General features: G+C 46.0%; 18 protein-coding genes and 5 pseudogenes. 7 read left to right on the forward strand and 16 right to left on the reverse strand.

Annotation, left to right across the window (positions count from 1 at the left end):
- Nucleotides 1-4: 4 nt before the first annotated feature.
- From C7Y66_RS09390 to C7Y66_RS09410, 5 genes and pseudogenes are all read left to right on the forward strand, one after another.
- A complete protein-coding gene (locus tag C7Y66_RS09390) occupies nt 5-1,036 on the forward strand; it encodes a TauD/TfdA family dioxygenase (RefSeq protein WP_106545373.1) in 1,032 nt (343 codons plus the stop codon).
- A gap of 26 nt (nt 1,037-1,062) precedes the next feature.
- Entirely contained in the window at nt 1,063-6,984 is a 5,922-nt protein-coding gene (locus C7Y66_RS09395; RefSeq protein WP_199197336.1) for a non-ribosomal peptide synthetase, read from the forward strand.
- 285 nt (nt 6,985-7,269) lie between these two features.
- Nucleotides 7,270-8,655, forward strand: a complete 1,386-nt coding sequence (locus C7Y66_RS09400; RefSeq protein ID WP_106545375.1) for an aspartate aminotransferase family protein — start codon at nt 7,270-7,272, stop codon at nt 8,653-8,655.
- A gap of 161 nt (nt 8,656-8,816) precedes the next feature.
- Nucleotides 8,817-9,649, forward strand: a pseudogene (locus tag C7Y66_RS09405) (IS1 family transposase).
- 11 nt (nt 9,650-9,660) lie between these two features.
- A pseudogene (locus tag C7Y66_RS09410) lies at nt 9,661-10,092 on the forward strand (short-chain dehydrogenase); the annotation flags it as partial.
- 3 nt (nt 10,093-10,095) lie between these two features.
- Here C7Y66_RS09410 and C7Y66_RS09415 read toward each other — a convergent pair.
- The 6 genes and pseudogenes from C7Y66_RS09415 to C7Y66_RS09440 all read right to left on the reverse strand — a co-directional run bounded on the left by C7Y66_RS09415 (nt 10,096) and on the right by C7Y66_RS09440 (nt 13,762).
- On the reverse strand, nt 10,096-10,638 hold the full coding sequence (locus tag C7Y66_RS09415) for a DUF6022 family protein (RefSeq protein ID WP_106545376.1): 543 nt from the start codon (nt 10,636-10,638) through the stop codon (nt 10,096-10,098).
- Between the two features lie 139 nt (nt 10,639-10,777).
- Nucleotides 10,778-11,194 (reverse strand): nuclear transport factor 2 family protein, encoded by a 417-nt coding sequence (locus tag C7Y66_RS09420; protein WP_106545377.1) that lies wholly within the window; start codon nt 11,192-11,194, stop codon nt 10,778-10,780.
- A 23-nt stretch (nt 11,195-11,217) separates the two neighbouring features.
- Nucleotides 11,218-11,433 (reverse strand): hypothetical protein, encoded by a 216-nt coding sequence (locus C7Y66_RS09425; protein WP_106545392.1) that lies wholly within the window; start codon nt 11,431-11,433, stop codon nt 11,218-11,220.
- 80 nt (nt 11,434-11,513) lie between these two features.
- Complete coding sequence (locus tag C7Y66_RS09430; protein WP_199197338.1) at nt 11,514-12,425, reverse strand: helix-turn-helix domain-containing protein; 912 nt, start codon at nt 12,423-12,425, stop codon at nt 11,514-11,516.
- 47 nt (nt 12,426-12,472) lie between these two features.
- Nucleotides 12,473-13,355 (reverse strand): annotated as a pseudogene (locus C7Y66_RS09435) (RNA polymerase sigma-70 factor).
- Nucleotides 13,352-13,762 (reverse strand): hypothetical protein, encoded by a 411-nt coding sequence (locus C7Y66_RS09440; RefSeq protein WP_106545378.1) that lies wholly within the window; start codon nt 13,760-13,762, stop codon nt 13,352-13,354. The pseudogene C7Y66_RS09435 and the gene C7Y66_RS09440 overlap by 4 nt, the downstream one beginning before the upstream one ends.
- 90 nt (nt 13,763-13,852) lie before the next feature.
- Here C7Y66_RS09440 and C7Y66_RS33335 point away from each other — a divergent pair, with 90 nt between their 5' ends.
- A complete protein-coding gene (locus tag C7Y66_RS33335) occupies nt 13,853-14,002 on the forward strand; it encodes a hypothetical protein (protein ID WP_370143931.1) in 150 nt (49 codons plus the stop codon).
- Here the strand turns inward: C7Y66_RS33335 and C7Y66_RS33340 are convergent.
- From C7Y66_RS33340 to C7Y66_RS09490, 9 genes and pseudogenes are all read right to left on the reverse strand, one after another.
- Nucleotides 13,970-14,365: pseudogene (locus C7Y66_RS33340) on the reverse strand (carboxymuconolactone decarboxylase family protein). The gene C7Y66_RS33335 and the pseudogene C7Y66_RS33340 sit on opposite strands and share 33 nt — an antisense overlap.
- A gap of 614 nt (nt 14,366-14,979) precedes the next feature.
- Nucleotides 14,980-15,117, reverse strand: coding sequence for a hypothetical protein (locus tag C7Y66_RS09455; RefSeq protein ID WP_199197341.1), 138 nt, complete (start codon nt 15,115-15,117; stop codon nt 14,980-14,982).
- A 36-nt stretch (nt 15,118-15,153) separates the two neighbouring features.
- Nucleotides 15,154-16,062 carry a DMT family transporter gene (locus tag C7Y66_RS09460; protein WP_106545380.1) on the reverse strand — a complete coding sequence of 303 codons (909 nt, stop codon included), beginning with the start codon at nt 16,060-16,062 and terminating at the stop codon, nt 15,154-15,156.
- Nucleotides 16,063-16,228: 166 nt separating this feature from the next.
- A complete protein-coding gene (locus C7Y66_RS09465) occupies nt 16,229-16,861 on the reverse strand; it encodes an FMN-dependent NADH-azoreductase (protein ID WP_106545381.1) in 633 nt (210 codons plus the stop codon).
- 27 nt (nt 16,862-16,888) lie between these two features.
- On the reverse strand, nt 16,889-17,671 hold the full coding sequence (locus C7Y66_RS09470; protein WP_106545382.1) for a glucose 1-dehydrogenase: 783 nt from the start codon (nt 17,669-17,671) through the stop codon (nt 16,889-16,891).
- A 138-nt stretch (nt 17,672-17,809) separates the two neighbouring features.
- On the reverse strand, nt 17,810-18,169 hold the full coding sequence (locus tag C7Y66_RS09475) for a hypothetical protein (protein ID WP_106545383.1): 360 nt from the start codon (nt 18,167-18,169) through the stop codon (nt 17,810-17,812).
- Between the two features lie 79 nt (nt 18,170-18,248).
- A complete protein-coding gene (locus C7Y66_RS09480; RefSeq protein ID WP_106545384.1) occupies nt 18,249-18,812 on the reverse strand; it encodes a DUF2808 domain-containing protein in 564 nt (187 codons plus the stop codon).
- A 285-nt stretch (nt 18,813-19,097) separates the two neighbouring features.
- Nucleotides 19,098-20,228: an alkene reductase gene (locus C7Y66_RS09485; RefSeq protein WP_106545385.1), complete on the reverse strand. Its 1,131-nt coding sequence runs from the start codon at nt 20,226-20,228 to the stop codon at nt 19,098-19,100.
- Between the two features lie 169 nt (nt 20,229-20,397).
- Complete coding sequence (locus tag C7Y66_RS09490; RefSeq protein WP_106545386.1) at nt 20,398-21,393, reverse strand: zinc-dependent alcohol dehydrogenase family protein; 996 nt, start codon at nt 21,391-21,393, stop codon at nt 20,398-20,400.
- 238 nt (nt 21,394-21,631) lie between these two features.
- On the opposite strand from C7Y66_RS09490, the gene C7Y66_RS09495 reads away from it, so the two are divergent.
- Nucleotides 21,632-22,537, forward strand: a complete 906-nt coding sequence (locus C7Y66_RS09495) for a helix-turn-helix domain-containing protein (protein WP_106545387.1) — start codon at nt 21,632-21,634, stop codon at nt 22,535-22,537.
- Here C7Y66_RS09495 and C7Y66_RS09500 read toward each other — a convergent pair.
- Nucleotides 22,529-23,844, reverse strand: a pseudogene (locus C7Y66_RS09500) (IS701 family transposase). The gene C7Y66_RS09495 and the pseudogene C7Y66_RS09500 overlap by 9 nt on opposite strands.
- Nucleotides 23,845-23,951: the final 107 nt, after the last annotated feature.

Here is a 23,951-nt window from a genome sequence, read left to right on the forward strand (position 1 = left end):
AATCATGAAAGATATTCCCAAGCCCAGCCTAAAAAACTTAAGCAACCTGCGGCGAAAAGCGATTAACCTCTCCCAAGTAGGAGCGATCGCAATCGATAATTTACTGCCAAATCGCCCTCTACCTTTGCTCATTCAACCGACTAACGAGCGACTAGATTTGTGTGCTTGGGCAAAACACAATCGTGAGGCGATCGCCACATATTTACTGAAGCATGGAGGTATACTTTTTCGCAATTTTCAGTTAAATGGAGCAGCCGATTTCGAGCAGTTTATTCAAGTGACTTCTGGAGAATTATTACCCTACACTTATCGTTCTACACCGCGCAGTCATGTTAGCGGCAACATCTATACTTCAACTGAATATCCTGCTAGTCAATCAATCCCACTGCACAATGAAATGTCATACTCCCGTCATTGGTGCATGAAAATTTATTTTTATTGCTTTGAGAACGCTCAACAGGGAGGAGAAACCCCAATTGCTGATAGTCGCCGAGTTTTTGCTCGAATCGATCCAAGAATTAGAGAAAAGTTTCAGCAAAAACAAGTCATGTACGTACGAAATTATCGTAAAGAATTCGATCTTTCTTGGGAAGATGTATTTCAAACTTCAAATAAATCCGAAGTAGAAAATTACTGTCACGCGGCAGGTATTGAGGTAGAATGGTTGGACAAAGATCGGCTCAGAACCAAGCAAGTTTGTCAGGCGATCGCCACGCATCCAAAAACAGGCGAAATCGTTTGGTTTAATCAAGCACATTTATTTCATGTATCAAACTTAAATCCATCTGTTCGAGTCGGTCTTTTAGCTGGGTTTAAAGAAGAAGAATTACCGCGCAACGCCTATTATGGCGACGGTTCCCCAATTGAAGATTCTGTATTAGAAGAAATCAGAACAATCTATCAACAAGAAGCAATTATTTTTCCCTGGCAGACAGGAGATGTATTGTTATTAGACAATATGTTGTCATGTCACGGACGAATGCCATTTGTTGGTTCTCGCAAAGTTTTAGTTGGGATGTCCGAACCATTTAAGTAGTAGTATTTAACAACAGAGGCATGAAAATGCAACCAGAAATCATTGAGGGTTATCGACTTTCCCCGCAGCAAAAGCATCTATGGCTGTTACAGCAAAGCGATCGCCAAACTTATCGCACTCAGTTTGCTCTCTTAATCGAGGGAAATTTAGATATAAAAACTTTAGAGATAGCTTTACAAAAAGTCGTTGCCCGACATGAGATTTTACGAACAAATTTTTGTTTTTTACCTGGAATGACAATTCCACTTCAGGTTATCAGCGATCGCAGTACGGTATCTATTCAATACGAAATTTGTAAAGATGCCAATATTCAAAAAGTTTTTATTGAACGACTCAAAACGCCTTTGGATCTAACACAAAGCTCGCTTTTAGATATATCTTTAATCAACTTATCTTCACAACAAAATATATTACTCATTAGCCTTCCATCTCTATGTGCAGATCGTGCAAATATTGATAATTTTGTGCGCGAACTTAGCCATTTGTATACAGCTTGTTTGGATGATAAGGAATTATCTGATGAACTCACGCAATATGCAGATATCTCTGAATGGCAAAACGAGCTACTTGAGGCAGAGGACACCAAATCAGGAATAGAATATTGGTGCAAGCAAGACTTATCTAATGCTTTGAACCTAAAATTACCTATTGAAAGTAAATCAAAACAAAAAAAACAATTTCAGCCTCATTGCCTTAGTTATAAAATCGATTCGAGTTTATTAGGTCAGCTTGAAGCAATCGCACAAAAATACGATTGTTCGATTTCTGATTTCTTATTGACTTGTTGGTTCGTTATCTTATGGCGTTTTACTAGGCAAGATAAGATTACGCTCGGTCGAGCTTTTGACGGTCGTAAATACGAAGAATTAGAACGATCGCTAGGATTACTAGAAAAGTATTTACCACTATCGTGTCATTTAAACGACCGCGTTCAATTTCAGGAAATCTTAAAAAAAGTCGAACAAGCGACAGTAGAAATCGAGCAATGGCAAGAATATTTTAGCTGGGAAAATGTAAAGCTAGAACAAAACAATCCAAGCTTGACATTTTTTCCAGTTTGTTTTGATTTTTGGCAACAGCCGCAGAAATATTACGCTGATGAAATTTCATTTGCTGTCATTCAGCAATACGTCTGTTGCGATCGCTTCAATCTTAAACTATCTTGCCTGCTTCAAGATGCCTCTTTGACCGCAGAATTTCATTACGATTCAACTTTATTTGACATAGCGGCGATCGAACGCTTGGCAAGCCATTTTCAAACATTATTGGCGAGTGCTATTAATTGTCCAGAAGCAGAAATTGGTCAGCTAGAAATCTTGAATCAAAGCGATCGCAACACATTATTAGTTGAATTTAACCAAACCCAAACCGACTATTCACAAGAGCGATGCATTCACCAACTTTTCGAGGCACAGGCAACGCAAACACCAGATAATATTGCTGTTGTCTTTGAAGATCGACAACTCACCTACGCCGAACTCAACAGGCAAGCTAACCAACTCGCGCATCGCCTCCAGAGATTGGGAGTAACCTCGGAGGTACTAGTAGGACTATTTGTCGAGCGATCGCTAGAATTCATCGTAGGACTTTTAGGCATCCTCAAAGCTGGTGGCGCATACCTGCCTCTAGATCCTGGCTTGCCGCAAGATGGCGTAGCCTTCCGGTTGCAAGACGCTCAAGTCAAGGTGCTGTTAACTCAACAACATCTCGTTGAATCGCTGTCTCATAGTGGTTTTCAATTGGATGCAATACACGTCTGTAGGGGCGCACAGCTGTGCGCCCCTACAAATGTCATCCATACAATCGAGAATTGCTATCAATCCACAGCGCAAATAATCTATTTGGACACCGATTGGCAAGACATTGCGACTGAAAGCGATAAAAATCTTACCAGTGAGGTAAAACCTGAGAATTTAGTCTACGTGCTATTTACTTCTGGCTCGACAGGCAAACCCAAGGGAGTTGCGGTTGAGCATCGGCAACTCCTCAACTATATAAACGCGATCGCCCAAAGACTAGACCTTTCTACCTGTAATAGCTTTGCTGCTGTTTCCACCTTCGCCGCCGACTTGGGCAACACGACAATCTTCCCTTGTTTGTGTAGTGGTGGCTGTCTCCACGTAATTTCCTCCGAACGTGCTGCCAACCCAGAGGCACTAGCAGACTATTTCCATCGCCATCCCATTGATTGCCTCAAGATCGTTCCTTCTCACCTAAGCGCCTTACTCACAGCTTCTCGCCCAGAACGCATCTTACCGCGACAGCGACTCATTTTGGGTGGCGAAACTTGTAGCTGGCAACTCATTGAGCAGATTCAGCAATTATCAACGTGCCAAATCAAAATATTTAACCACTATGGTCCAACAGAAGCGACTGTAGGTGCAACCACCTTTGCGATCGCCGCAGAACAAACCAAACAAGTTTCTCAGACTGTGCCTCTGGGTCGTCCGCTTGCCAATACGCAGATCTATCTACTCGATCCGAATCTACAACTAGTACCCATCGGCGTACCTGGCGAACTCTACATCGGTGGCGCTGGCGTAGCGCGAGGCTACCTCAACCGCCCAGATTTGACGCAAGAACGATTTATTCCCAATCCTTTTTGGGAGAGTCGGGAGTCAGAAAGCAGGGAGCAGGGAGCGCTGCGGTGCAGGGAGCAGGGAAGCAATTCAGAATTCAAAATTCAAAATTCAAAATTAATTCCGAATTCCGAATTCCGAATTCCGAATTCCGACTCCCGACTCTACAAAACTGGCGATTTGGCTCGCTACCTACCTGATGGAAATATTGAGTTTCTAGGACGGATCGATCGCCAGGTCAAAATTCATGGTTTCCGAATTGAGCTAGGGGAGATTGAGGCGGCGCTGAGACAACATCCTGCAATACGGGAGACTGTAGTTGTAGCGCGAGAAGATCGACCGGACATCAAGCATTTGGTTGCCTATATCGTACCGAAAAAACAATCGGTTCCCACAACTAGCGAACTACGGGAATTTTTACAGCAGCAACTGCCCGAGTACATGGTTCCGTCAGCTTTCGTCAAACTGAAAGCAATGCCGCTTTTACCCAATGGGAAGGTGGATCTTCAAGCACTGCCAGCAGCAGAGGCGATCGCACCAGAAACAGACACGTTTGCCGCACCGCGCACCACTGTTGAGAAAATGCTGGCTGAGATTTGGCAGCAGATTCTCGGATTGGAGCAGGTAGGAATCTACAATAACTTTTTTGAGTTGGGCGGAGATTCTATCTTGAATATGCAGGTGGTTGCCAAAGCTAACCAAGCGGGATTGCAACTGACCCCGAAACAACTGTTTGAAAATCAAACAATTGCCGAATTAGCAGCAGCAGTTGGCAAACACCGAGTTATTTCAGCCGAACAGGGAATCGTGACGGGTCGAGTTCCCCTAACTCCGATTCAACAGCGATTTTTTGCGCAAAATCTACCTGACTCGCACCACTGGAATCAATCCGTTTTGCTGGAAGTGCGGCAGATCGACCCAGCACTCTTAAAGCAAGCAGTACAGAAATTGCTGGAGTATCACGACGCTCTCCGGTTGCGCTTCGTTCGCCAAGAGTCCGTTTGGCAGCAGTTTAACGCTGACTTTAACGGAATAGTGCCGTTTACCCAAATCGATTTATCGGCATTGTCACCCGCAGAGCAAAGGGAAGCGATCGCCTCTGCTGCTAACGAAATCCAAACTAGCCTAGATCTATCATCGGGTTCCCTAATCCGGGTAGCTTTTTTCGATCTGGGTGCTAGTCAGCCTAGCCGCTTGCTAATAGTCATTCACCATTTAGCCGTTGATGGCGTGTCGTGGCGCATATTACTCTCAGACCTCCAGACTATTTACCAACAACTCAGCCGAGGTGAGACAATCCAACTACCACCCAAAACCACTGCATTTAAACATTGGGCAGAGCGATTGACAGATTACGCGCGATCGCCAGCATTGCAGCGAGAACTAGAATACTGGCTCGCAGTATCTCGTCAACAGACAACTCGCCTACCGATCGATTTTCCTGATGGCGAGAACACGGTAGCTCAGGCTCGCACTGTCGCGATCGCCTTGAGTCGGGAGGAAACCCAAGCTTTATTGCAGGAAGTACCAGCAGCCGCTCAAACCCAAATTGGTGACGTTTTGCTGGCAGCACTAGCGCCAGCTTTGAAACAGTGGACGGGCGCAAACTCACACCTCATCGATTTGGAGGGACACGGCAGGGAAGCAATTTTTGACGATGTAGACTTATCGCGCACCGTAGGCTGGTTTACTACCATCTTTCCAGTATTGCTGGACTTAGGGGCAGAGAAAGATCTAGGGGATACTTTAAAAACAGTTAAACAACAACTGCGAGCTATTCCCAATCGCGGAATTGGTTATGGCGTGCTGCGCTACCTCAGTGGCTCACAACTAGGATCTCAAGCGGAGATCCAATTTAACTATCTGGGACAGTCCGATCGAGTCTTCCAATCGTCTCTGTTTGCCCCAGCTTACGAGTCTTGCGGTGCGGGACGCAGCCCCCGAGGAAGCAGAGCCTATTTACTAGATATTAACGGCATTGTTGCTGAAGGTCAGTTGCAACTGGATTGGACTTACAGCGAAGCAATTCATCGTCGAGCCACAATTGAAAATTTGGCAAATAGTTTTTTGGGAATATTGCGCCAACTTATCGCCTATTGTCAGTCCCTTAAAGCTGTAGGATACAAACCTGCTAACTTACCGGACGTAGTACCTGCTGCTAGTAAAATAACTGCTGCCGTTTTAAACGCTGAGGCTGAACTCGATGCTGCAATTCGTCCTGAAACATCTTTTCAGCCTACAGTTAAACCAACTCGGATCTTTTTAACTGGAGCAACAGGATTTCTAGGAGCTTTTTTACTTCACGAGTTGCTACAGCAGACCGATACTGAGATTTATTGCTTAGTACGTGCTGCCAATCTTGAATCAGGCAAACAGAAGATTCAAAACAATTTGGCATCCTATTTGCTTTGGCATGAGTCTTTGAGCGATCGCATCATCCCAGTTGTCGGAGATCTATCGCAACCACTTTTAGGTCTTACTGACGAGCAGTTTCAATTGCTGGCAAGTGCGATCGATGTCATTTATCACAATGGCGCGGCGATTAATTTGGTTTATCCCTACTCTGCCCTTAAAGCAACTAATGTGCTGGGAACTCAGGAAGTTTTGCGACTGGCAAGTCAAACCAAAGTCAAGCCAGTACACTACATTTCAACTCTCAGCGTGTTGTCCGCCAACGATCGCGCTGAAACTAGAAACATGCGAGAACTGTACGAGTGCGATCGCCATCATATACCGTCTTTTGGCTACGCTCAAACGAAATGGGTAGCAGAAAAGTTAGTTGCAACTGCCCAGCACCGAGGTATTCCTGCTTGCATTTACCGCTTAGGACGGATTTCGGGAGATAGCAAAACGGGTGTTTGTAATACTAACGATCGCCTGTACAGAACGATCAAAGGTATTATCCAACTTGGATACGCGCCCGCTCTCGATACAACCGTAGACATGACTCCTGTAGATTATCTCAGCAAAGCGATCGTTCATTTATCGCAGCAGGAAAAATCTGGCGATCGCGTATTTCACCTCTGTCATCCCCATCCCTGGCGCTGGTTCGAGCTAACTAACTGGATGCGATCGTTTGGCTATCCACTTCAACCAATTGATTACAAACAGTTTCAAGCAGAGCTACTTAACGAAAAAATGTCCCCGGACAATCCACTGTATCCACTCATACCTTTTTTTAGCGATCGCGACGAAACAGAATCTTCTAGCTCAACTCCAGCATCCGATCGAAACACATCGGAGGAACTTGCAGATATCCCGATTGCGTGTCCGCCCATAGATACCCAGTTACTCAATAATTACTTTTCATACCTGATTCAAAGCGGTTTTCTCGATGCTCCTCATAGCAATTCTCAACTGCGTGCGTGACATCTGTAGGGGCGCACAGCTGTGCGCCCCTACAGATCTTTTACCCAATTGGAAACCGCGATCGCGTTAATGTAGGGTGCATTGCAATACTTCTCGGTTAGAGTGCATAGTCCTTGAAGATCCCCCCAACCCCCTTTTTAAGGGGGCTATGATTCCCCCCTTTTTAAGGGGGGCTAGGGGGGATCGCATCAAAACCTGTGATGTATTGGGGTGCGTTACACCAACGCACCCTACCTAAGAAATGTCTTTTCAAAGCTTTTCTACTTGAAAAACTTCATCAAAATCATGAAAACAACAGCCCTAGCAAACCAGTCCCGCCAGCAAAAGTATTTAGAGCAATTCATCATGCGTTACACCGAGCGCACAAAAACATCAAAACAACTGGCGCAGACCTATCGCCCCTATTTGGCTGACGAGCGAGGAACGGAAGATTTCAGTTTTCCCTTTAAAGAAATGACCTATCCCATCGCCAGCAAACGTGCTGCGGGTTCCAGAATGTGGGATGTCGATGGCAATGAATATATAGATCTCGTCATGGGGTTGGGAGTCAATCTTTTTGGCTACAATCCTCCGTTTATTCAAGCAGCACTAGCAGAGCAGCTAGAGCAAGGCATACAACTCGGTTCGCAACTAGAGTTTGTTGGTGAGGTTGCAGAGCTATTTTGCGAACTAACGCGGATGGAACGAGTCGCCTTTAGTAATACAGGCACAGAAGCAATAATGACTGCAATTCGTCTAGCACGATCGGTCACAGGTCGCAACAAAGTTGCAATATTTTCCCATTCCTATCACGGACATAGCGATCAAACACTGGTTCAAGCAGAAACGGTAGATGAGAATCTGCATTCAGTGCCAATTTATCCAGGTATACCACCCAGCGCTGCCGAGGATGTTTTGGTTTTAGATTTTATGCATCCGCGATCGCTCGATGCGATCGCGGCTCGTCACCAAGAATTAGCAGCTGTGTTAGTGAGTCCGATCCAAAGACAAAGACCAGATCGAGATCCGCGCATGTTTCTCCACCAACTAAGGCAATTAACCGCAGAATTGGGAATAGCGTTAATCTTTGATGAAGTCGTAACTGGCTTTCGCCTGCATCCAGGTGGCGCTCAAGCGTTTTTTGACGTGGCAGCAGATTTAGCCGTATATGGAAAAATCGTTGGTGGCGGGATGCCAATCGGAGCCGTTGCTGGTAAGGCTGTCTATATGGATCGGATCGATGGTGGGATGTGGAATTATGGAGATGCTTCCTATCCTCAAGCGAATCAGACATTATTTGCAGGGACTTTTCGCAAACATCCACTGGCGATCGCGGCTGCACGAGCTGTCCTTCAATATCTCAAGTTGCAAGGATCGACTCTGCAAGAGCAATTAGCTCAGCGCACGTCACAATTTATTGCTGAATTGAATGCTTACTTTGCCACAAAAGCAGTACCGCTCCGCATGGCAAATTTCAGCTCGATTATCGGTCCCGCGACTTCGGGAATTTCTGCATCGTTTGAGAGCCTGATGTTGTTGAATTATAACTTAATCGATAGAGGGGTTCTGCTTTTACCTGGAGGAGGAGGGTACTTATCCGCAACCCATACTGATGAAGATATAGTTCGCATTGTGCAGGTTTTTAAGGATAGTGTAGAGGAACTTCAAAATGTAGGTCTGTTGCTTCAGTAGAGTTTTAGGTTGTGTTGTCTCTCTAATGAGTTGCAAACACCAGTAGAATCCTCAGTACTGAAGGTAATACCAAGTGCAGGGAGTGGCATACCGATGGGTCATGCCCTAGACAAGTGTGGGACTGATAGACTGAACAAAGTAAATCGATCTTGAGCAGTGCAATGAATTGTCCCCTGTGCGGTCATGAAAAATCACATAAGCATGGCTTGACGAGTCAAGGGAGCCAACGCCACTTCTGTCCCAAATGTCAGCAAACCTTCACTGATACCTTTGATACACTCTACTATCGGCGGCAAGTGAGTGAAGGAAGATGTGTAAATTGTGCTGCAATCCCATGAGTCTCGGCAGCAGTTTACGAGGGATTAGTCGGATCGGTAGTTTAGCTTACGACACAGTAGTCAGCATTGTTCGTTCCTCGGCTCAAAAAGCGCAGCTCGTACACAATGCCGAAGTACAAGATGTTAATACAGATGCTATTGCTGCGGATGAGTTGTGGTCATTTGTAGAAAAAACAAAAATACTGCTTACCCCAAGAGCTAGAAGCTGGAGATTGCACCGATAGCTGTGAGTTTGGCACAGTTGAGTGGACTGATTCTTACAGGTCGTGTAGGTAAGCATACTGACGAACTAGCGATTGAGCTGGTAGTTAGTACTGAGGGCAAGACCGATTGCAAGGAATGGCATACGGATGGTTGGGATGGATATGAGCGAGTGCTGCCTGATGAGATAGACCATTATATTAGTAAAGTGTTGACCCAACGCTTGGAACGCACTAATGGGATTATTCGCTACTCAAACAGGGCGTTGGCATAGGCGACAGAACAAATTTAGCAAAGCGTGGGAGCAGGCAAAAGTTACTCTCAGGCTTGTAGTTAGCTACTTCAACTGGATTTGGCGACACTCCTGTTTAGGAACTACTGCGGCACAGCGAGCAGAGTTAACCAATCGTGCTTGGACTTGGAATGACATCGCTAGCTATCCCACACTTGTGTAGGGCATGACCCAGAATACAACGACAAAAACTACCGACTGTCGCTGTTTTACGATTTGGCGAAAACATCAGTCATCCGCATGGCTTGGGCACTGGCGCAAGAGTTGAAACCCCATCAATCTACGGCTGTGGCATTGACTCCAGGCTGGTTGCGATCGGAAATCATGTTGGATCTTTTTGGCGTGAGCGAAGCTAACTGGCAGGATGCAACAGCAAAAGAACCCCACTTCGTTATCTCGGAAACCCCGCGCTATATCGGTCGTGCCGTTGCGAGTCTTGCCCAAGATCCGGACTTGGCTCGCTGGAACGGTCAATCGCTATCGAGCGGTCAACTAGCGCAGATCTATGGCTTTACAGACCTAGATGGCTCGCAGCCTGATGCTTGGCGCTACATTCGTGAGGTGGCAGACGCTAGTAAACCTGCTGATGCAACTGGCTATCGGTAGCGTCTAACTGCGCTTTCGATTTTCTAAGCTTTGCAGGTACTCTGCGTATTCAACCTGAAATTCCAGGGCATTTTTGAAATCGGTAGAACGCTCTGACAGTGTTGCGACAACAGCTTCCTTGCTGGTTTCTGTTAAAGCGATCGCCTGGGGTTGACGGGGAAGGCGAAACTGGGTGTGGTCGTGAAAGATCATCGTAACGATCGTTCCTAGTGCCTTTTCTTCCTGTGATGCGATCGCACTCCACATCCATCGCTGTCGATCGCTTTGGTCTGCGCCCCATTCCCTTGAACTATTGAAATCGCCAGGGAGCCAAGGCGAGGGATACAACCCAGCCTGTTTCAGATGTTGATGAATCGGTCGAAATAGCTTGTAGCAATACACGCCATATGCCATGTCATCAACTTTGTTGAATGCATCTAATAATTTATCTCGATTCTGATGCAGCAGAGTTTGCCAGTTTTCATCGATCTGATTTTCGATGTAGCGACCAATTGCGTGAATATCGCTATTCTTGTGAATTGAAAGAACGAACTGTGATGAATTCATCGGGCGTTATCTCCCCAATTGCAGCAGCTTGCATTATGGCGCACGATCGATACAGATTTCAGGTAACATTGATTTAAAAATGAACGGTGTGCTTTATTATTCCGATTATCGCAACTACATTGCACGCCGCATTCAATAGTTATTGTTTGTTCTCTAGGAATTGCAGTATTGTAACTGTATCTGAATAAAACATCTGCGATTCAACGATCTTGCCACCGTGCATTTTATAGACGCTGACAACTGGCAAATCCAACTTTCTGCCGCTACTTGTCTCTAGCCCTCTCAGCCGCCAAAGGACGGTGACATAATCTCCTGAGTCTAGAAAAACCGCATCCATTTTTCTCTCTGCTGCTGGTTGGAGATCGTCCCAAGTTCTTGCTGCGCCTTCGACGTGTTGTTTCGCGCCTTCGATGCCATAATGTACGCCACCGTAGGGCAGTGACTCGGCATCGCGGATGATAATCTCAGGAGCGTAAGCTGCGAGAACTCCAGCAACATCGCGGTCTTCGACAGCTTGAAAGAGACGACGAGTATTTTCTACGTTTTCCCGTGACATAAATTCTTCTCCTTTTCCATGTCCTACCAATGAGCTGCAAGGGTTTGAAGAGTAGCTTGAGCCGTTGAAATAGATTGCTCTCGATCGCCTAAGACCAGGTTACTCGCATTGACAAACTGGACATCCTTTGCATCTTCAGGATGAAACATTTTCCAAGCCGTGATGAATTCTTGAGATAGAATTCGCGATACTGAACTTTGACTGCTGTAACTCGCGTCAATGTGAAGAATGCGTCTCATAAGCGAACCTTGAAATCTTGTGACAAATTCAGTATGTGGCAATTCCTGAATGCTTTTCTTCAAGGTTCTTGCGATTGTTTTCAACGTTCTTGCGATTTCGGCAAAGTTGCGTCGCGTGCTAGTCGCTGCGAAAAAACTTTGGGCGTTACTCCTACACAACGTTTGAAATGATAGGTAAAATGTCCTTGGCTAGCAAAACCAACAGTTTGAGCAATTGCAGCAAGTGATAGATCGCTCATGACTATCAATTCTTTAGCCCGTTCAATCCGGCAACGAATTAAATATTGATGAGGTGAAGTGTTTGTTGACTCCTTGAACAAATGAGCAAAATGATATGGACTTAATTGCACAATCTTTGCTAATTCAGCTAAGCTAATGTTTTCATCCAGATTTGCATTAATAAATTCAATAATTTGTTTCCATTGTTGTTGAGTAAATCTACCTATAATAGGTTTTAATTGACTTGAGTTAGTTGAATATCGAGATAAAAGATGAACGACAAGTGCATGAGCAATCGAATCAGCATAAAGATTACTATTTTTGCCGTCAATTTCTAAAGATGTTTTAAGTGCAAAACCAATCTGCCCAACTAACGGGTCAAACAGTGTAGCCAGATGTGGAATAAGTTCGAGGCGATCGCTGCCAAACACGTCATAACCAACAGTAGCTAGAAATGACGGTGATAAAAACAAATTGAAAAACTCAGCATCTCGATCCCAGTGGAACTGTTGGCTGAGGTAGGCTGGGTAAATTGCTAAATCTCCCGATACTGAGTCAACTGTCTTCTTTTTTCCATCGACTACTTGCTCAAGTCGAACAGGTTTGCCGACATTCAGACAAATGGTATGCCAAGGCGACACGTATTCTGGAATTTCACGAGGTGGTTGTCGAAAATGAGCAAACTGAATGTTTTTCCAGTTAGCACCGTCACTAGCTAGAATCGGCGGATAAGGGAAGACCAAATGTGAATTGTTTTTGTCAAAATTGCTCACAATTAGTTTTGTTTCAATTGCCTAAATTGTAAATCATAGAAGCTCTATTAGCATGAATGGATAGCCTTTTCGTTGAGCCGCTTTAGTTTTTCTGGATTCCTCATCGTGTAGATAGATTGGATGTAGCCATCCACGATATCAAACGTCATCACGCTGTGAATGCGATCGTCAACGAGCGTAACTATGCCCCGCTGTCCGTTAATATCAACGATGCGAGTCACTGCCCCAGAAAGCCACTTGCTCCGAATTGCCAGCAGGAAACGAGCTACTTTCATTGCACCCTGCAACGGTTTGAGAGCAGCAGCAACTTTTCCACCACCGTCCGACCAGAAGGTAACATCCTTGGCTAGAAGTGCCAACAACTCTGACAAATTGCCTTCGTTGGATGCTTCTAAGAATTTGGTTGTAATTTGCTCTTGCTGCTGATGGGAAACCGGAAAGCGGGAACGTGCGATCGCAATGTGCTGGCGCGATCGCCGCAGAATTTGACGACAGTTCGCTGGAGTTTTGCCCACTATCTGAGCGATTTCATCGTAGTCATAATCAAAAACTTCGCGCAGCAGAAATACGGCTCGTTCGAGCGGCGATAATCGCTCTAAAACGACAAGAAACGCCATCGAAAGTGAATCCGCCAACTCTACATAAGTGCCTGGATCGTTGGTTTGTTGCGTCGCGATCGGTTCCGGTAGCCAGGGTCCTACATATTGTTCTCGTTGCACGCGGGCAGAACGCAGATGATCAATGCAGAAGCGCGTGATAATAGCCGATAAATATGTTTTGGCGGATTTTACTGTTGCTTGAGTCGTTTGCTGCCAGCGCAGAAAAGTTTCTTGTACCATATCTTCGGCATCCGTAACCGTTCCTAACATGCGCTCTTGCGATCGCGAACAGTAAAGAACGATGTTGGTTAAAGGTTTCAAGATGGCTCATAAAACCTGCTCTTTCTGCTGAAGTGTTTTCCAAGCCCATACACCAACTCCACATCCGAGTCCTTCAACGAAGACCAGAAGAATCGCTGTGATATCAAAGAGAATACCCCAACCTGTAAGCGGAATTTGGAAGATCTGGTCGGGACTAACTGCAATCAAATGGTAATAAACACCAAACAACAATGCTCCAGTCATTGAACCCAGCAAGAGCCAGCTACCAGCTTTTTGAAAGGGTGTCCAAAGTAAGATCGTGGCGACGATTGGAGCTAGCACAACGATCGAGCTAACAAACAAGCTTTGGAACCAGGAAAGAGAAACGGGAATTTTCTCGTGGGCTAAACTATGTAGTGCTACTATGACTGCGTGGAACACGACAACGATAGTTCCATAACGAGTGATGGATTGCATCTTTCATTCTCCTCTGAAAGTGTATTGATAGCGATTGCTATCGCTAGATTCAACATCCAGAAGCAGAGATCGGTCATTCGCCAAGGACAAATGACCGACGAGCGCGATTGCTTACACTGGCAATGTTTCAGGAGTAGATGTTTTATCCGGCAACGGCTGTGGCTCGTAACTGCCTGGAACCACGCGAGTTGTAATGGCAATCCGATTCTAGCTATTGATGGTGACGATCGCCATCAATAAATTGGCAATTTCATCATCAGAAAAATAACGGCTGACTTCATCGTAAATTTCATCTGAAACTGAATCAGTTGCAATTAGGGTGACTGCTTCTGTAAAAGCAAGCACTGCCCGTTCTTGAGGGGTAAAAAAGGGAGTTTCCCGCCACGCATTAAGGGCATAGATTCGCTATTCCGTTTCGCCGTTAAGTCTAGCATCTTTGGTGCGCATATCAATGCAAAAGGCACAACCATTGATTTGTGATGCTCGAATTTTCATCAGTTCCAACAATGTCGGATTGATGCCACTGCCTCTGACATACCGTTCCAGTTGCAGCATCGCTTTGTACGCTGCCGATTCAACTCCAAGTTCCATTCTGGACTGCATTTGTGAATCTCCTATTTTTTCAGGCATTCACCTATTAGACGAATCAGTGCAGCTAGTTGTGACAGGTGAAACAAAGAAATGCAAACCAATAATTCGTTGCTCTACACTAGCGTTCAGCCTCGTAAAAAGCCTCGCTGCAACTGTCCGGCTGTAAGTTTCGGTCTACGCACGCAAAGACACGAGCACCCACGACGCGAAAGGTTTCATCAGATTTATTCGCCGTGTAAGTATAGGACACGCTTTTGTCTTTCCCGCAGGCTCTCGGGGATTCCTTCGCTATGTCTCCTATGCGACTGCGGTCTATTTCAATCCTGGCATAGGCGCAGTTTCCGTCTCTTTTATTGTCTTTTATAGTCAAACTCCAGGTACTCACGTCGTTCCTCACGGAGATATTCCCTCCGACGCAACTAGCATTAGCCAAGCGGCAAGATAGTGGGTAGTTGGTTGCGCTTGCTGGCATCAGGAACATAGATGCCAGCGTGACGAGTGCAGCAGAGACGCGAAAGTTACTTAAAAGCACGGTCGATTTTCCTTTTTTTATGAGTCACGATTGTTTCCTGTGCGTCGATCGGCTACTTTTCGTACATTCGATCGCGATCGCCCGATCCAAGTTCCTAACCATCGACTTGTCCGAGCATCGCAGTGATGTATCGATATTCTTGCGTGAAACCACCAAATCCATAGGCATCATCTCGTACCTCCTGAATGTAGATGTAACTTTCGGAGTGAAGCTCTCCTAGTAAGTCGCTCATTTTGGCGAAGACTGCCGCAATGTATGTGAAAAATTACTATTGGTGGGAAAACTGTCGCAGTTGGATCGCAGTGACTGCCACAACGATTGAGATTCCGCCCGCGATTTGCAGCAGTGTCAAGGTTTGTCCGAACCACAACCAAGCTAGAATCGCCGCCACACAGGGCTCTAAAGTGGCAACAATCGCGGCTCGCTCGGCACGAACCCTTTGAATGCTCCAAAAGAACAGTAGGTAGGGTAACAGATTTCCCACAATTCCGACCAGCAGCACTTTTGGGAAGCGATCGCCAGTTAGTAGATCTAGCGGCAATCCCTGTGTGAATTGGTACGCTAGCCAAAATAGACTGGCAACCGCATAGATTCTCAGCAAGATGCTTATGGATTCCCCCGTACCTGCCAGTTGCTCGCTCAAGATGATGTAGGTAGCAAAGAATACCGCAGTGGTTAGACCAATTCCAATCCCGAACCAATTGACTTGTCCCTGGCTGCTTTCCAGAATTTTTGAAACCAGGACAACACCTAGAATCGACAGGATCAGAGCAAGCAGAACAAATCGGGATGGGGTACGACGAGTAGCAACCGCTGTCCACAAAACTACTAAAATCGGAGACGTAAACAGGAGGACGATCGCCACTGCTACAGGTAACTGTTGAATGGCAACGTAGTCTGCGGCAACCAGAAACACCAGCACCAACCCTAAAGCAAACTGCTTCAGATTCATCGGTTTGATTTGTCCGCGTCCCCAGAAACTATAAAGAATTGCCAAGCCAAAGGTCGCGATCGTCGCACTGACTCCAGCCAGTTCCAACGGGTGAATGCCAGTCGTAAACAAATCGAAGGCGACGTTAGCGGCAACTGCCCAGCACAGAACCGTCAGGAGGATGGCAACAAGTCCAAGCGAATTGGGAGAAAGGCTTATTGATTTAGCAGGAGGAATGTCTAACATCGTCGTCTCCAAAATGGGGAGTGGGAGAGTAGGGGAGTAGGCTGTCACCTAAACGATGAAGAACTTCAGGTGATGCAGCAAGTGTTAGAACGAATGCTGGCTGGAGTCTGTAACTGAGAACGAAAGTTAATGACAATGTTGTTGAGCGATCCAATGCTGCATTGTTTCACCTTCCTACTAGTTGGGCAACTTGAGTACGTGCAGCCACGATCGAATCTGCCAACTTTTGTCCCCCATATTCATCGTTTTCTACATGAATAAAGGTGATATCCGTGATGCCCATAAACCCAAAGACGGTGACAAGGTAGGGGTCGTGATAATTCATCTTCTCGTAGCGTCCGCCAGGTTGAAAGCCAGAATCGCCGCGTGCTTCGATAATAAACATTTTCTTACCTAGTACTAGAGGCTTGTAAACGTTGCCAGCATCATTAGGTTCAAAGTCAAACGTTCGTCCAACTCGGACAATCTGGTCGATATAAGCCTTGAATCCACTAGGAACGCTCCAGTTGTACATAGGCACGCCGATGACGTAAATATCTGCCGCCAAGAATTCGTCTAGTAGCCGATCGCTCAGGCGAATCGCTTCACGCAGTTCGGGGGTATGTTGTTCCGGTGGTGAGAAGGCAGCTGCAATCCAGGATTCATCGACATGCGGAATCGGATTGCGTCCGATATCGCGGTAGGTAATGGTGTCGGTAGGATGAACTTGTTTCCATTGTTCGACAAACTCTCTAGTCATGAGGCGAGAATGGGATCTTTCACCTCGTGGACTCGCATCAATGTGCAATAAATGTGCCATCGTTGTAAATCTCCTAAAACAACTTGGTTAATTCCGAGAACCAGGAATGGCAAAGCCACCGTCAACTGAAATGGTTTCTCCGGTGATGTAAGTGGCTGCATCGGAGCAAAGCCAGACGACCGCTTCTGCAACTTCCTCAGAACTGCCTAATCGCTTCAGTGGAATATGATGGGTGAATGCTTGAACAACCGCATCGTTTGGATCGTCGGGATTGCCAAAGCGACGAAACATTTCCGTGTCGATGATGCCAGGGTTGACGTTGTTGATTCGGATGCCATGCTGGGCGCATTCCAATGCCGCTGCCCGTACCATGCCGTCTAAGCCGCCTTTGCTGGCAGAGTAAATCGTGGTACCCAGCAGCCCGCCTTTTGCCAACCAGGAAGAGGTATTGACGATAGCTCCCCCAGTTCCCTGTGCGATCATTTGCTCTATCTCGTACTTCAGGCAGAGCCAAACTGCTTTTAAGTTGGTGGTAATGGTTCGATCCCAATTTGCTTCAGTTAACTGCGTCATGGGTGCAAACACGCCTTCGGTTCCGGCATTGTTGAAGGCATAATCTAGCTGACCGTAAAGCGCGATTGTTTTCTGGATCAGTGCCTCAATTTCTGCGGGCTGAGATACATCTGTTTGCACAAAGCTGGCTTCTTTGCCTAACTGTCGGATTTGCTCGACTGTCCGATTGCCTGCGGTTTCTCGCCGTGCCGCTACGACTACTTTTGCTCCCTGTTTGGCGAATTGCAGGGCAGCGGCTCGACCTATGCCAGAACTTCCCCCAGTTACGAGGGCAACTTTATCGCGTGGAAAATTCATGATGTTTTCTCCCTTCAAATTGTCGAAATAGCACGCTTGCCTAGACTGACACCCTTACGAGCGAACTTATGTTGAGTGAAGATAGTGAAGTTTTGGTGATTTCACCCGCTTCAGAAGTCACTCATTCATTAGTAAGCCTCAGTTATTTGTAGTTCGATAGCATTCTTCTAGGGCTTGAAGTCTTTCTCTAGTAGCTCCACCAGTCGGTCTAGCTAACGGAATATCTTCACAAGCACTCGATTCTGAGCTAGTCTCTGCGTTATTGATGCTAGGGCGAGTCACCGCATCGTCAATTACTAGAGTAGCCTGCGATTCTTCAAGGGCAGGATTACTCAACGGGCGATCGGGGTTAGTGTTTGCATTGTCAGGTGTTGTAGTCGTAGGAACTGTCTGCGTTTGAGACAGTAATAGTGTTGTTCTGGGACTGGCTCCAGTAACACCGCTATTCGCAAAAAACACGGCGAGTATGAAACTGCCTGTCAAAATTTGTTTCAGCATTTTGTTTACCTGTCCTATGGTTGTTTACTTGCTAGAAAATCAAGAGTGTCAAGCCACTCCGAGTTGAAGTACGGCAATTTTATCGGGAACCGAAATGTAGGCGACCGTAGCCGAGAAACTGACCGGAACTCTTCTCTCCGGCTGGAAACGCCGTCACGCCGAATAGATAAATCCCTCCATTGGGATTGCTCTTTGCTCTGAGGGCAACTGTGACTGTGTTGCCAGGTGGTACAGGTGGATCGAAGGCGATCGTTGCTTCTCCAGGCTTATTGGGTTGTTCGCCGCCAATGCTAGCTAAAGGAATCTCTGAACCTCTGGCAAATCTGTCACCGAGAGAAGCACGACTGCGACGGGGATCGAACAAAACTGTATCGGAGTTCTGGCGCTGAGAGATGGTGACTGCCCCTAAAGGCTCTCCAGCATTTTGAGGAATTGCCAACGTGAAATAATAAGTCGCAGGCGTGTGTGGAGATTTATAGCTAGTTGTAGCTTTTACTAGGCGGGGAGGATAGTTGAAAGCTGTCTGTCCGTTACCTAAATGAACTGCCATAACAGGCAAGCTAATCAGAGAACCAGAGAGTATAGCGCCGATCGCCAAATTTCTCTTGGTAAGAATGTTACGTGCAGATATTTGTTTAGTCATACTTTTCTCCTTGTAAGTTAAAGCTATTGCTACTTTGAAAGACTGTTTCTAGATCGAGCGTTACGACCCAAAAAGAGGATGGTGAATGCTCAAGGTAAAGAGTGAAAGTTGTTTACCAATTAAGACGAAACAACATCATTTGTCGTGACAAGTTTCTTCGATCGCGTCTGCAAAGCGATCGCAGTTCTGCTAAAGTCAGATGTCTGACAAACTAGCTGTTGGCTGTTGTTGCCTGCTCGTTCTCAATTACTCGAATAGACATCACGGTACGGTTGAGCTAGCCATTCAAATGCCTGCTTGAGCTACTTGAGATTCAGAGTATGTCGGAAAATCGGTGTAGCCTTCTTTATCAAAGGAATACCAAACAGTTTGGTCAGCTGGCGGATTTAAAGACCAACCATTAGCAAACCGCTCAACCAAATCTGGATTGCTGATGATCGATCGCCCAAAGGCAACCAAGTCAGCATTGCCATTTGCGATCGCGGCTGAGGCGGTTTTTTTCGTATAGCCACTGTTAACCACGAGCGGATCGGTAAACACGTCGCGAAATTCGGCTGACACCATCGGCTCTCCCAGCTCATGAAAGCCGTTGAACGCCAGTCCATCTATCAAAGCCAAGTAGCCTAGACCATAAGTATTCAAATGCTGGGCGACATAGAGAAAGATCTCCCGAAAATCTTGAGAACCTATGTCATTAAAAGTACTGTTAGGAGATATTCTTACTCCCACTCGGCTGGCGGGAAACACAGTCAGAATCGCCTCGATAATTTCTTTGAGAAAGCGATAGCGATTCTCCAGGCTACCCCCATATCGATCTGTACGTTTGTTGGTTTTAGATGGCAGAAACTGGTCAATTAAATAGCCGTTGGCTGCATGAATTTCCACTCCGTCAAAACCAGCATCTTGAGCGTGCCGAGCAGAGGAACGATAATCTTCTACTATTAAAGGGATTTCGTTCGTCTCCAAGGCGCGGGGAAATTCATAGGGTTGCTTGCCAATGGGAGTATGAATGTATTTTCCCTTTAGTTGGATCGCAGAGGCGGAAACTGGCAGTTGACCATTTTCCTGAAAACTACTGTGAGAAGCTCGCCCAGAGTGCCAGAGTTGGAGAAAAAAAGGCGTACCCTTAGCATGGACAGCATTTACAACTTGTTTCCAAGCTTGTGCCTGTTCTTCTGAGTAAATTCCAGGGCTATTCAGCCAACCATTGGCTTGTTTCGAGATTGCAGTCGCTTCAGCAATAATCAACCCGACTGAAGCCCGTTGAGCATAATACTCTGCCATCAAAGCGTTAGGTATCCGCTCCTTACCTGCCCGTCCGCGAGTCAAAGGAGCCATTACGACTCGGTTTTTGAGGGGCAACCCTGCCAAATCAAAGGGACTGAGTAAAGTTTTAGCCTGTATTTGAGTCATCATGTGTTTTCATATACTAATGGGAGCGGAGTATGGTTAACATTTTTGTTCGATTGTCATTTCCACGGAATCAGCTTCTAGAGAGCATTTAGAGGAATCAGTGGGTGTTCACTATACCTCGCTCCTAGTAGTAAAAAAGATGCATTAATTGCTATTAGGGGAAGTGCAGGTATCAGACTGCAACCACGATTTTTCCTAGTTGCTCGTTCGACTCCATGTATCGGTAGGCATCAACGATCCGATCGAGGGTAAATCGTTTTTCAGCAAGCAGTGGACGAAAAACCCCTGATTGCAATCGCTGGTTGATATAGCTAATTCCTGTCTTCAACCGTTCTGGGTGAGCGATGATATGAAAGCCCAAGTGGAAACCCTGTATCCGAAAGCCTTTCACGATCGCGGGAACCACTGGAAAGACGGGTGTTCCTTCGGCAAGCCAACCATATTCAACAATCAGACCTTCGGGAGCGACAATGTCCGCTAATTTTTTCAGGTAAGATCCGCACACAGGGTCAAAGACAATGGCTGCTCCTTTGCCACCCGCAATCGCATTTACCCGCTCAACCATATCCTCTCGGTCAGTAACGATGACATACTGAGCACCCGCCTTGAGCAACCCTTCGCGCTTATTGTCCTTGCGAGTAATTGCAATGCTGATGCCCCCAGCATCATTCACCATTTGAATGGCGGCAAGTCCAACGCTACTACTAGCCGCAGTAATAGCAACGATATCGCCCTGCTTGAGCTTACCAAATTCAACCAGAGAACCATAGGTCGTCAGATATTGCATCCAAATTGACGTTCCCTCTTCTGGCGAAAGTTGGTCTGGATATTTAGCAACATGTATCGCAGGGACGACAGCGGCATCACCCGCTACACCATATCGGTTCAGGCTGAAGCCAGGAATGGTGCTGACGCGATCGCCCACCTGAAAATCGGTTACTCCTTCACCCAAGGCTTCAATGATTCCTGCTGCTTCATAGCCAATCCGTGACGGAAATTGGGCTTGCTCGGTGTAAGTATTGGTGCGATACAGCACCTCTGCACGGTTGAGCCCTAACGCCTGAACTTTGATTCGTACCTCTCCAGACTGTAGATCGCGTAGGGGTTCTTCTTCGACTTTGAGAACTTCGGGACTACCAAATTCGTAGAATTTCACAACTTTAGGCACAATGTACTTTCCTTTGCGTTAAACGATTGGTATTGCAGTGAAAACAGCACTTCAAGATTGTTTTTTCATTGTTTCCTTGTGCTTACGATTGCTCACCATTTCAGCATAGGAAAACGCTCCACATCTAACTATCAAATTCCTGTGCAACTATCAAATTCCTGCACTCAGTTTTTAGACTGCCCGTTAGAATCCACATAAAAGTGATTACAATCGGAACTAGACACATTGGGTTTGCACTATGGATGCGATCGCCACCCACCCGCTCGAAATTACTCACCTGCCAATCTTATCGAGTCAAAATCAGGGCTGGGAAAATCTTCTGGTGGAGCAATTTCAGCAGCCTCCAGGAGAGGAAAGGAGTCATTTTAGCGAGGAACACGCTATTTGTCTGTCTCTAGCTCCCCGTCCCGTTCGTTTACTACAAATTAAGGGAGGCAGAACCTATGTCGGCTTGCACGCGAAAGGGGATGTTTCGGTAACGCCTGCTAAGACTCCGTATTTTGCCCGTTGGGATAGCGATGACAATTGTTTGCAAATTCGGATCGCGTCGCGGTTTATCCAGAGCGTTGCCAGAGAGACGATCGCCACCGATTCCGAGCGGCTGAAATTGCGCCTAGAATTTCAAACTCGCGATCCTCAAATTGAGGCGATCGGCATGATGTTGCTAGCCGAACTCAAACAAGAAAACGTAGGTGGCAGACTCTATATCGAGTCCCTGGCAAATGTTCTAGCAGTGCATTTGCTCAGACAGTACGCTGCTCCCAAATCTCAGTTCATCGTTTACGGCAATGGCTTATCCGAGCGACAAATTCTGCAAGTCGTGGAGTATATCCACGCACACCTCGATCGCGATATTAAGCTGGCTGACCTGGCTGCATTGTTAGGAATCGGTCAATCTCATCTCAGCCATCAATTTAAACAGTCGCTTGGTATGACTCCCCACCAATATCTGCTTGGGCAACGGATAGAACGGGCAAAGCAATTATTGAAACAAGGCGATCGCTCGATTACGAACATTGCCGTTCTGTGTGGATTTAGCAGTCACAGCCATCTGAGTCAACAGTTTCGGCAGCTGACAGGGATGACACCGAAAGCCTACAGAGCAAATTCATATCAGCACCGTAACCCTCTTTTATCACTCTAAGCGGATGAAAAGATGAGTTGTAAGTTGAGCCGATGCACTTCGGGGACAAACAAATTGATTCATCTGACCCATGAGTTGCTCAAATCCAAACTGCAATGAAGCAATCGGAAACACCTCTAACCATCGCTTTAACCAGTTGAAACAAACTTCTTGGTTGAATGATTAAACGTAAATTGTTGAGCAGATGTTTCCAACCACTTTGATTGTTCCACCTTTGGATGTTGAGCAAACTGCTGCTGAGTGATTGGACAAGCATCATGAAAGGCATCGGCAAACAAACTCACCATCAAAAACGCACTCATTACCATCTCCCACCATTTCTCAATCTGTTCATAGTGAGTCATGCGAAAATCTGCCCAACCCAGCGTATCCTTGGCTTGTTTAAGTCCATACTCAATACTCGTTCTAAACCCATAACTATCACCAATTTCGCTCAGTTTGATCGCAGGTGCAGCTACCATGACAAACGAAGTCGAATTATCCGGCAAGATTTTGGGGTCAGTAGTCAACAGCCAATATTGCTGACGACGACGTTTCCCATAGATCACCTCTGCCATGTAGCGGATTTCGGTTGTGCCATTGCTAAAGGTACGTTCAAATCTCTGCCACGGTTGTTGAACCACCTGCTGGTCTTGGGGTAGCCACAGGGCATGATTGCTGCGAATTGCCAAGATGTAAGGTAGTTTCAACTCATCCAGGACATTCACAAAGTTAGTCTGACTTTCACCATACAAGCTATCCGCTAATACTAGTTCAAACCGAAATCCCATTGCTTGTAGTTGCCGAATCATCGTCGCTGCAATTTGTGGCTTCGTTTGATATTCATCTGTGATTTTTAGTCGTTCTCGTGGTTTATACACCTCAAAACACAAGGGCAAAATCATTCCTTCCACTAATCCATAAGCTGTCACTGCGACGATGCCATTTTCCTTTTTGCCCACGTTCCCAATGTATTGTCTTTTAACGTAGTCGGTACTTTTCCCTTTCTTGCAATCTCCGGTTTCATCAATCAATAAAGTCATTGTTCTTCCATGCAACACCTTGAGGATTATCTCTAGGCGTTTTTGGCGTAACTGTTGAACTGTCCAGGGAGATTCAGTCAGAAAGTGATGCAAGTTTTGATGATTGTCTAGTCCAACCGATGAGGCAATCGCTGGCAATGATTTGCGTTTAATCTCGCTAATCATGCCCAAATGCAGCAATTTGAATGCTTCAAAGCTCCGCACTTCTGGAAATAACGGCTGAAACAGTTGACAATATTCATCGACAAATCGAATTGTGGGTTGAGCAGATCTTGCGGCTGACATATTTATTTTGAAACAATCATATTTACCTCTATTCTAATACTCTCTGCTTAGAGTGATAAAAAAGGGGTATAGCATTCGAAGTATAGATTAGGACGCTAAACTGACAG

This window comes from Chroococcidiopsis sp. CCALA 051 (assembly GCF_003015105.1).
GTDB lineage: Bacteria > Cyanobacteriota > Cyanobacteriia > Cyanobacteriales > Chroococcidiopsidaceae > Chroococcidiopsis > Chroococcidiopsis thermalis.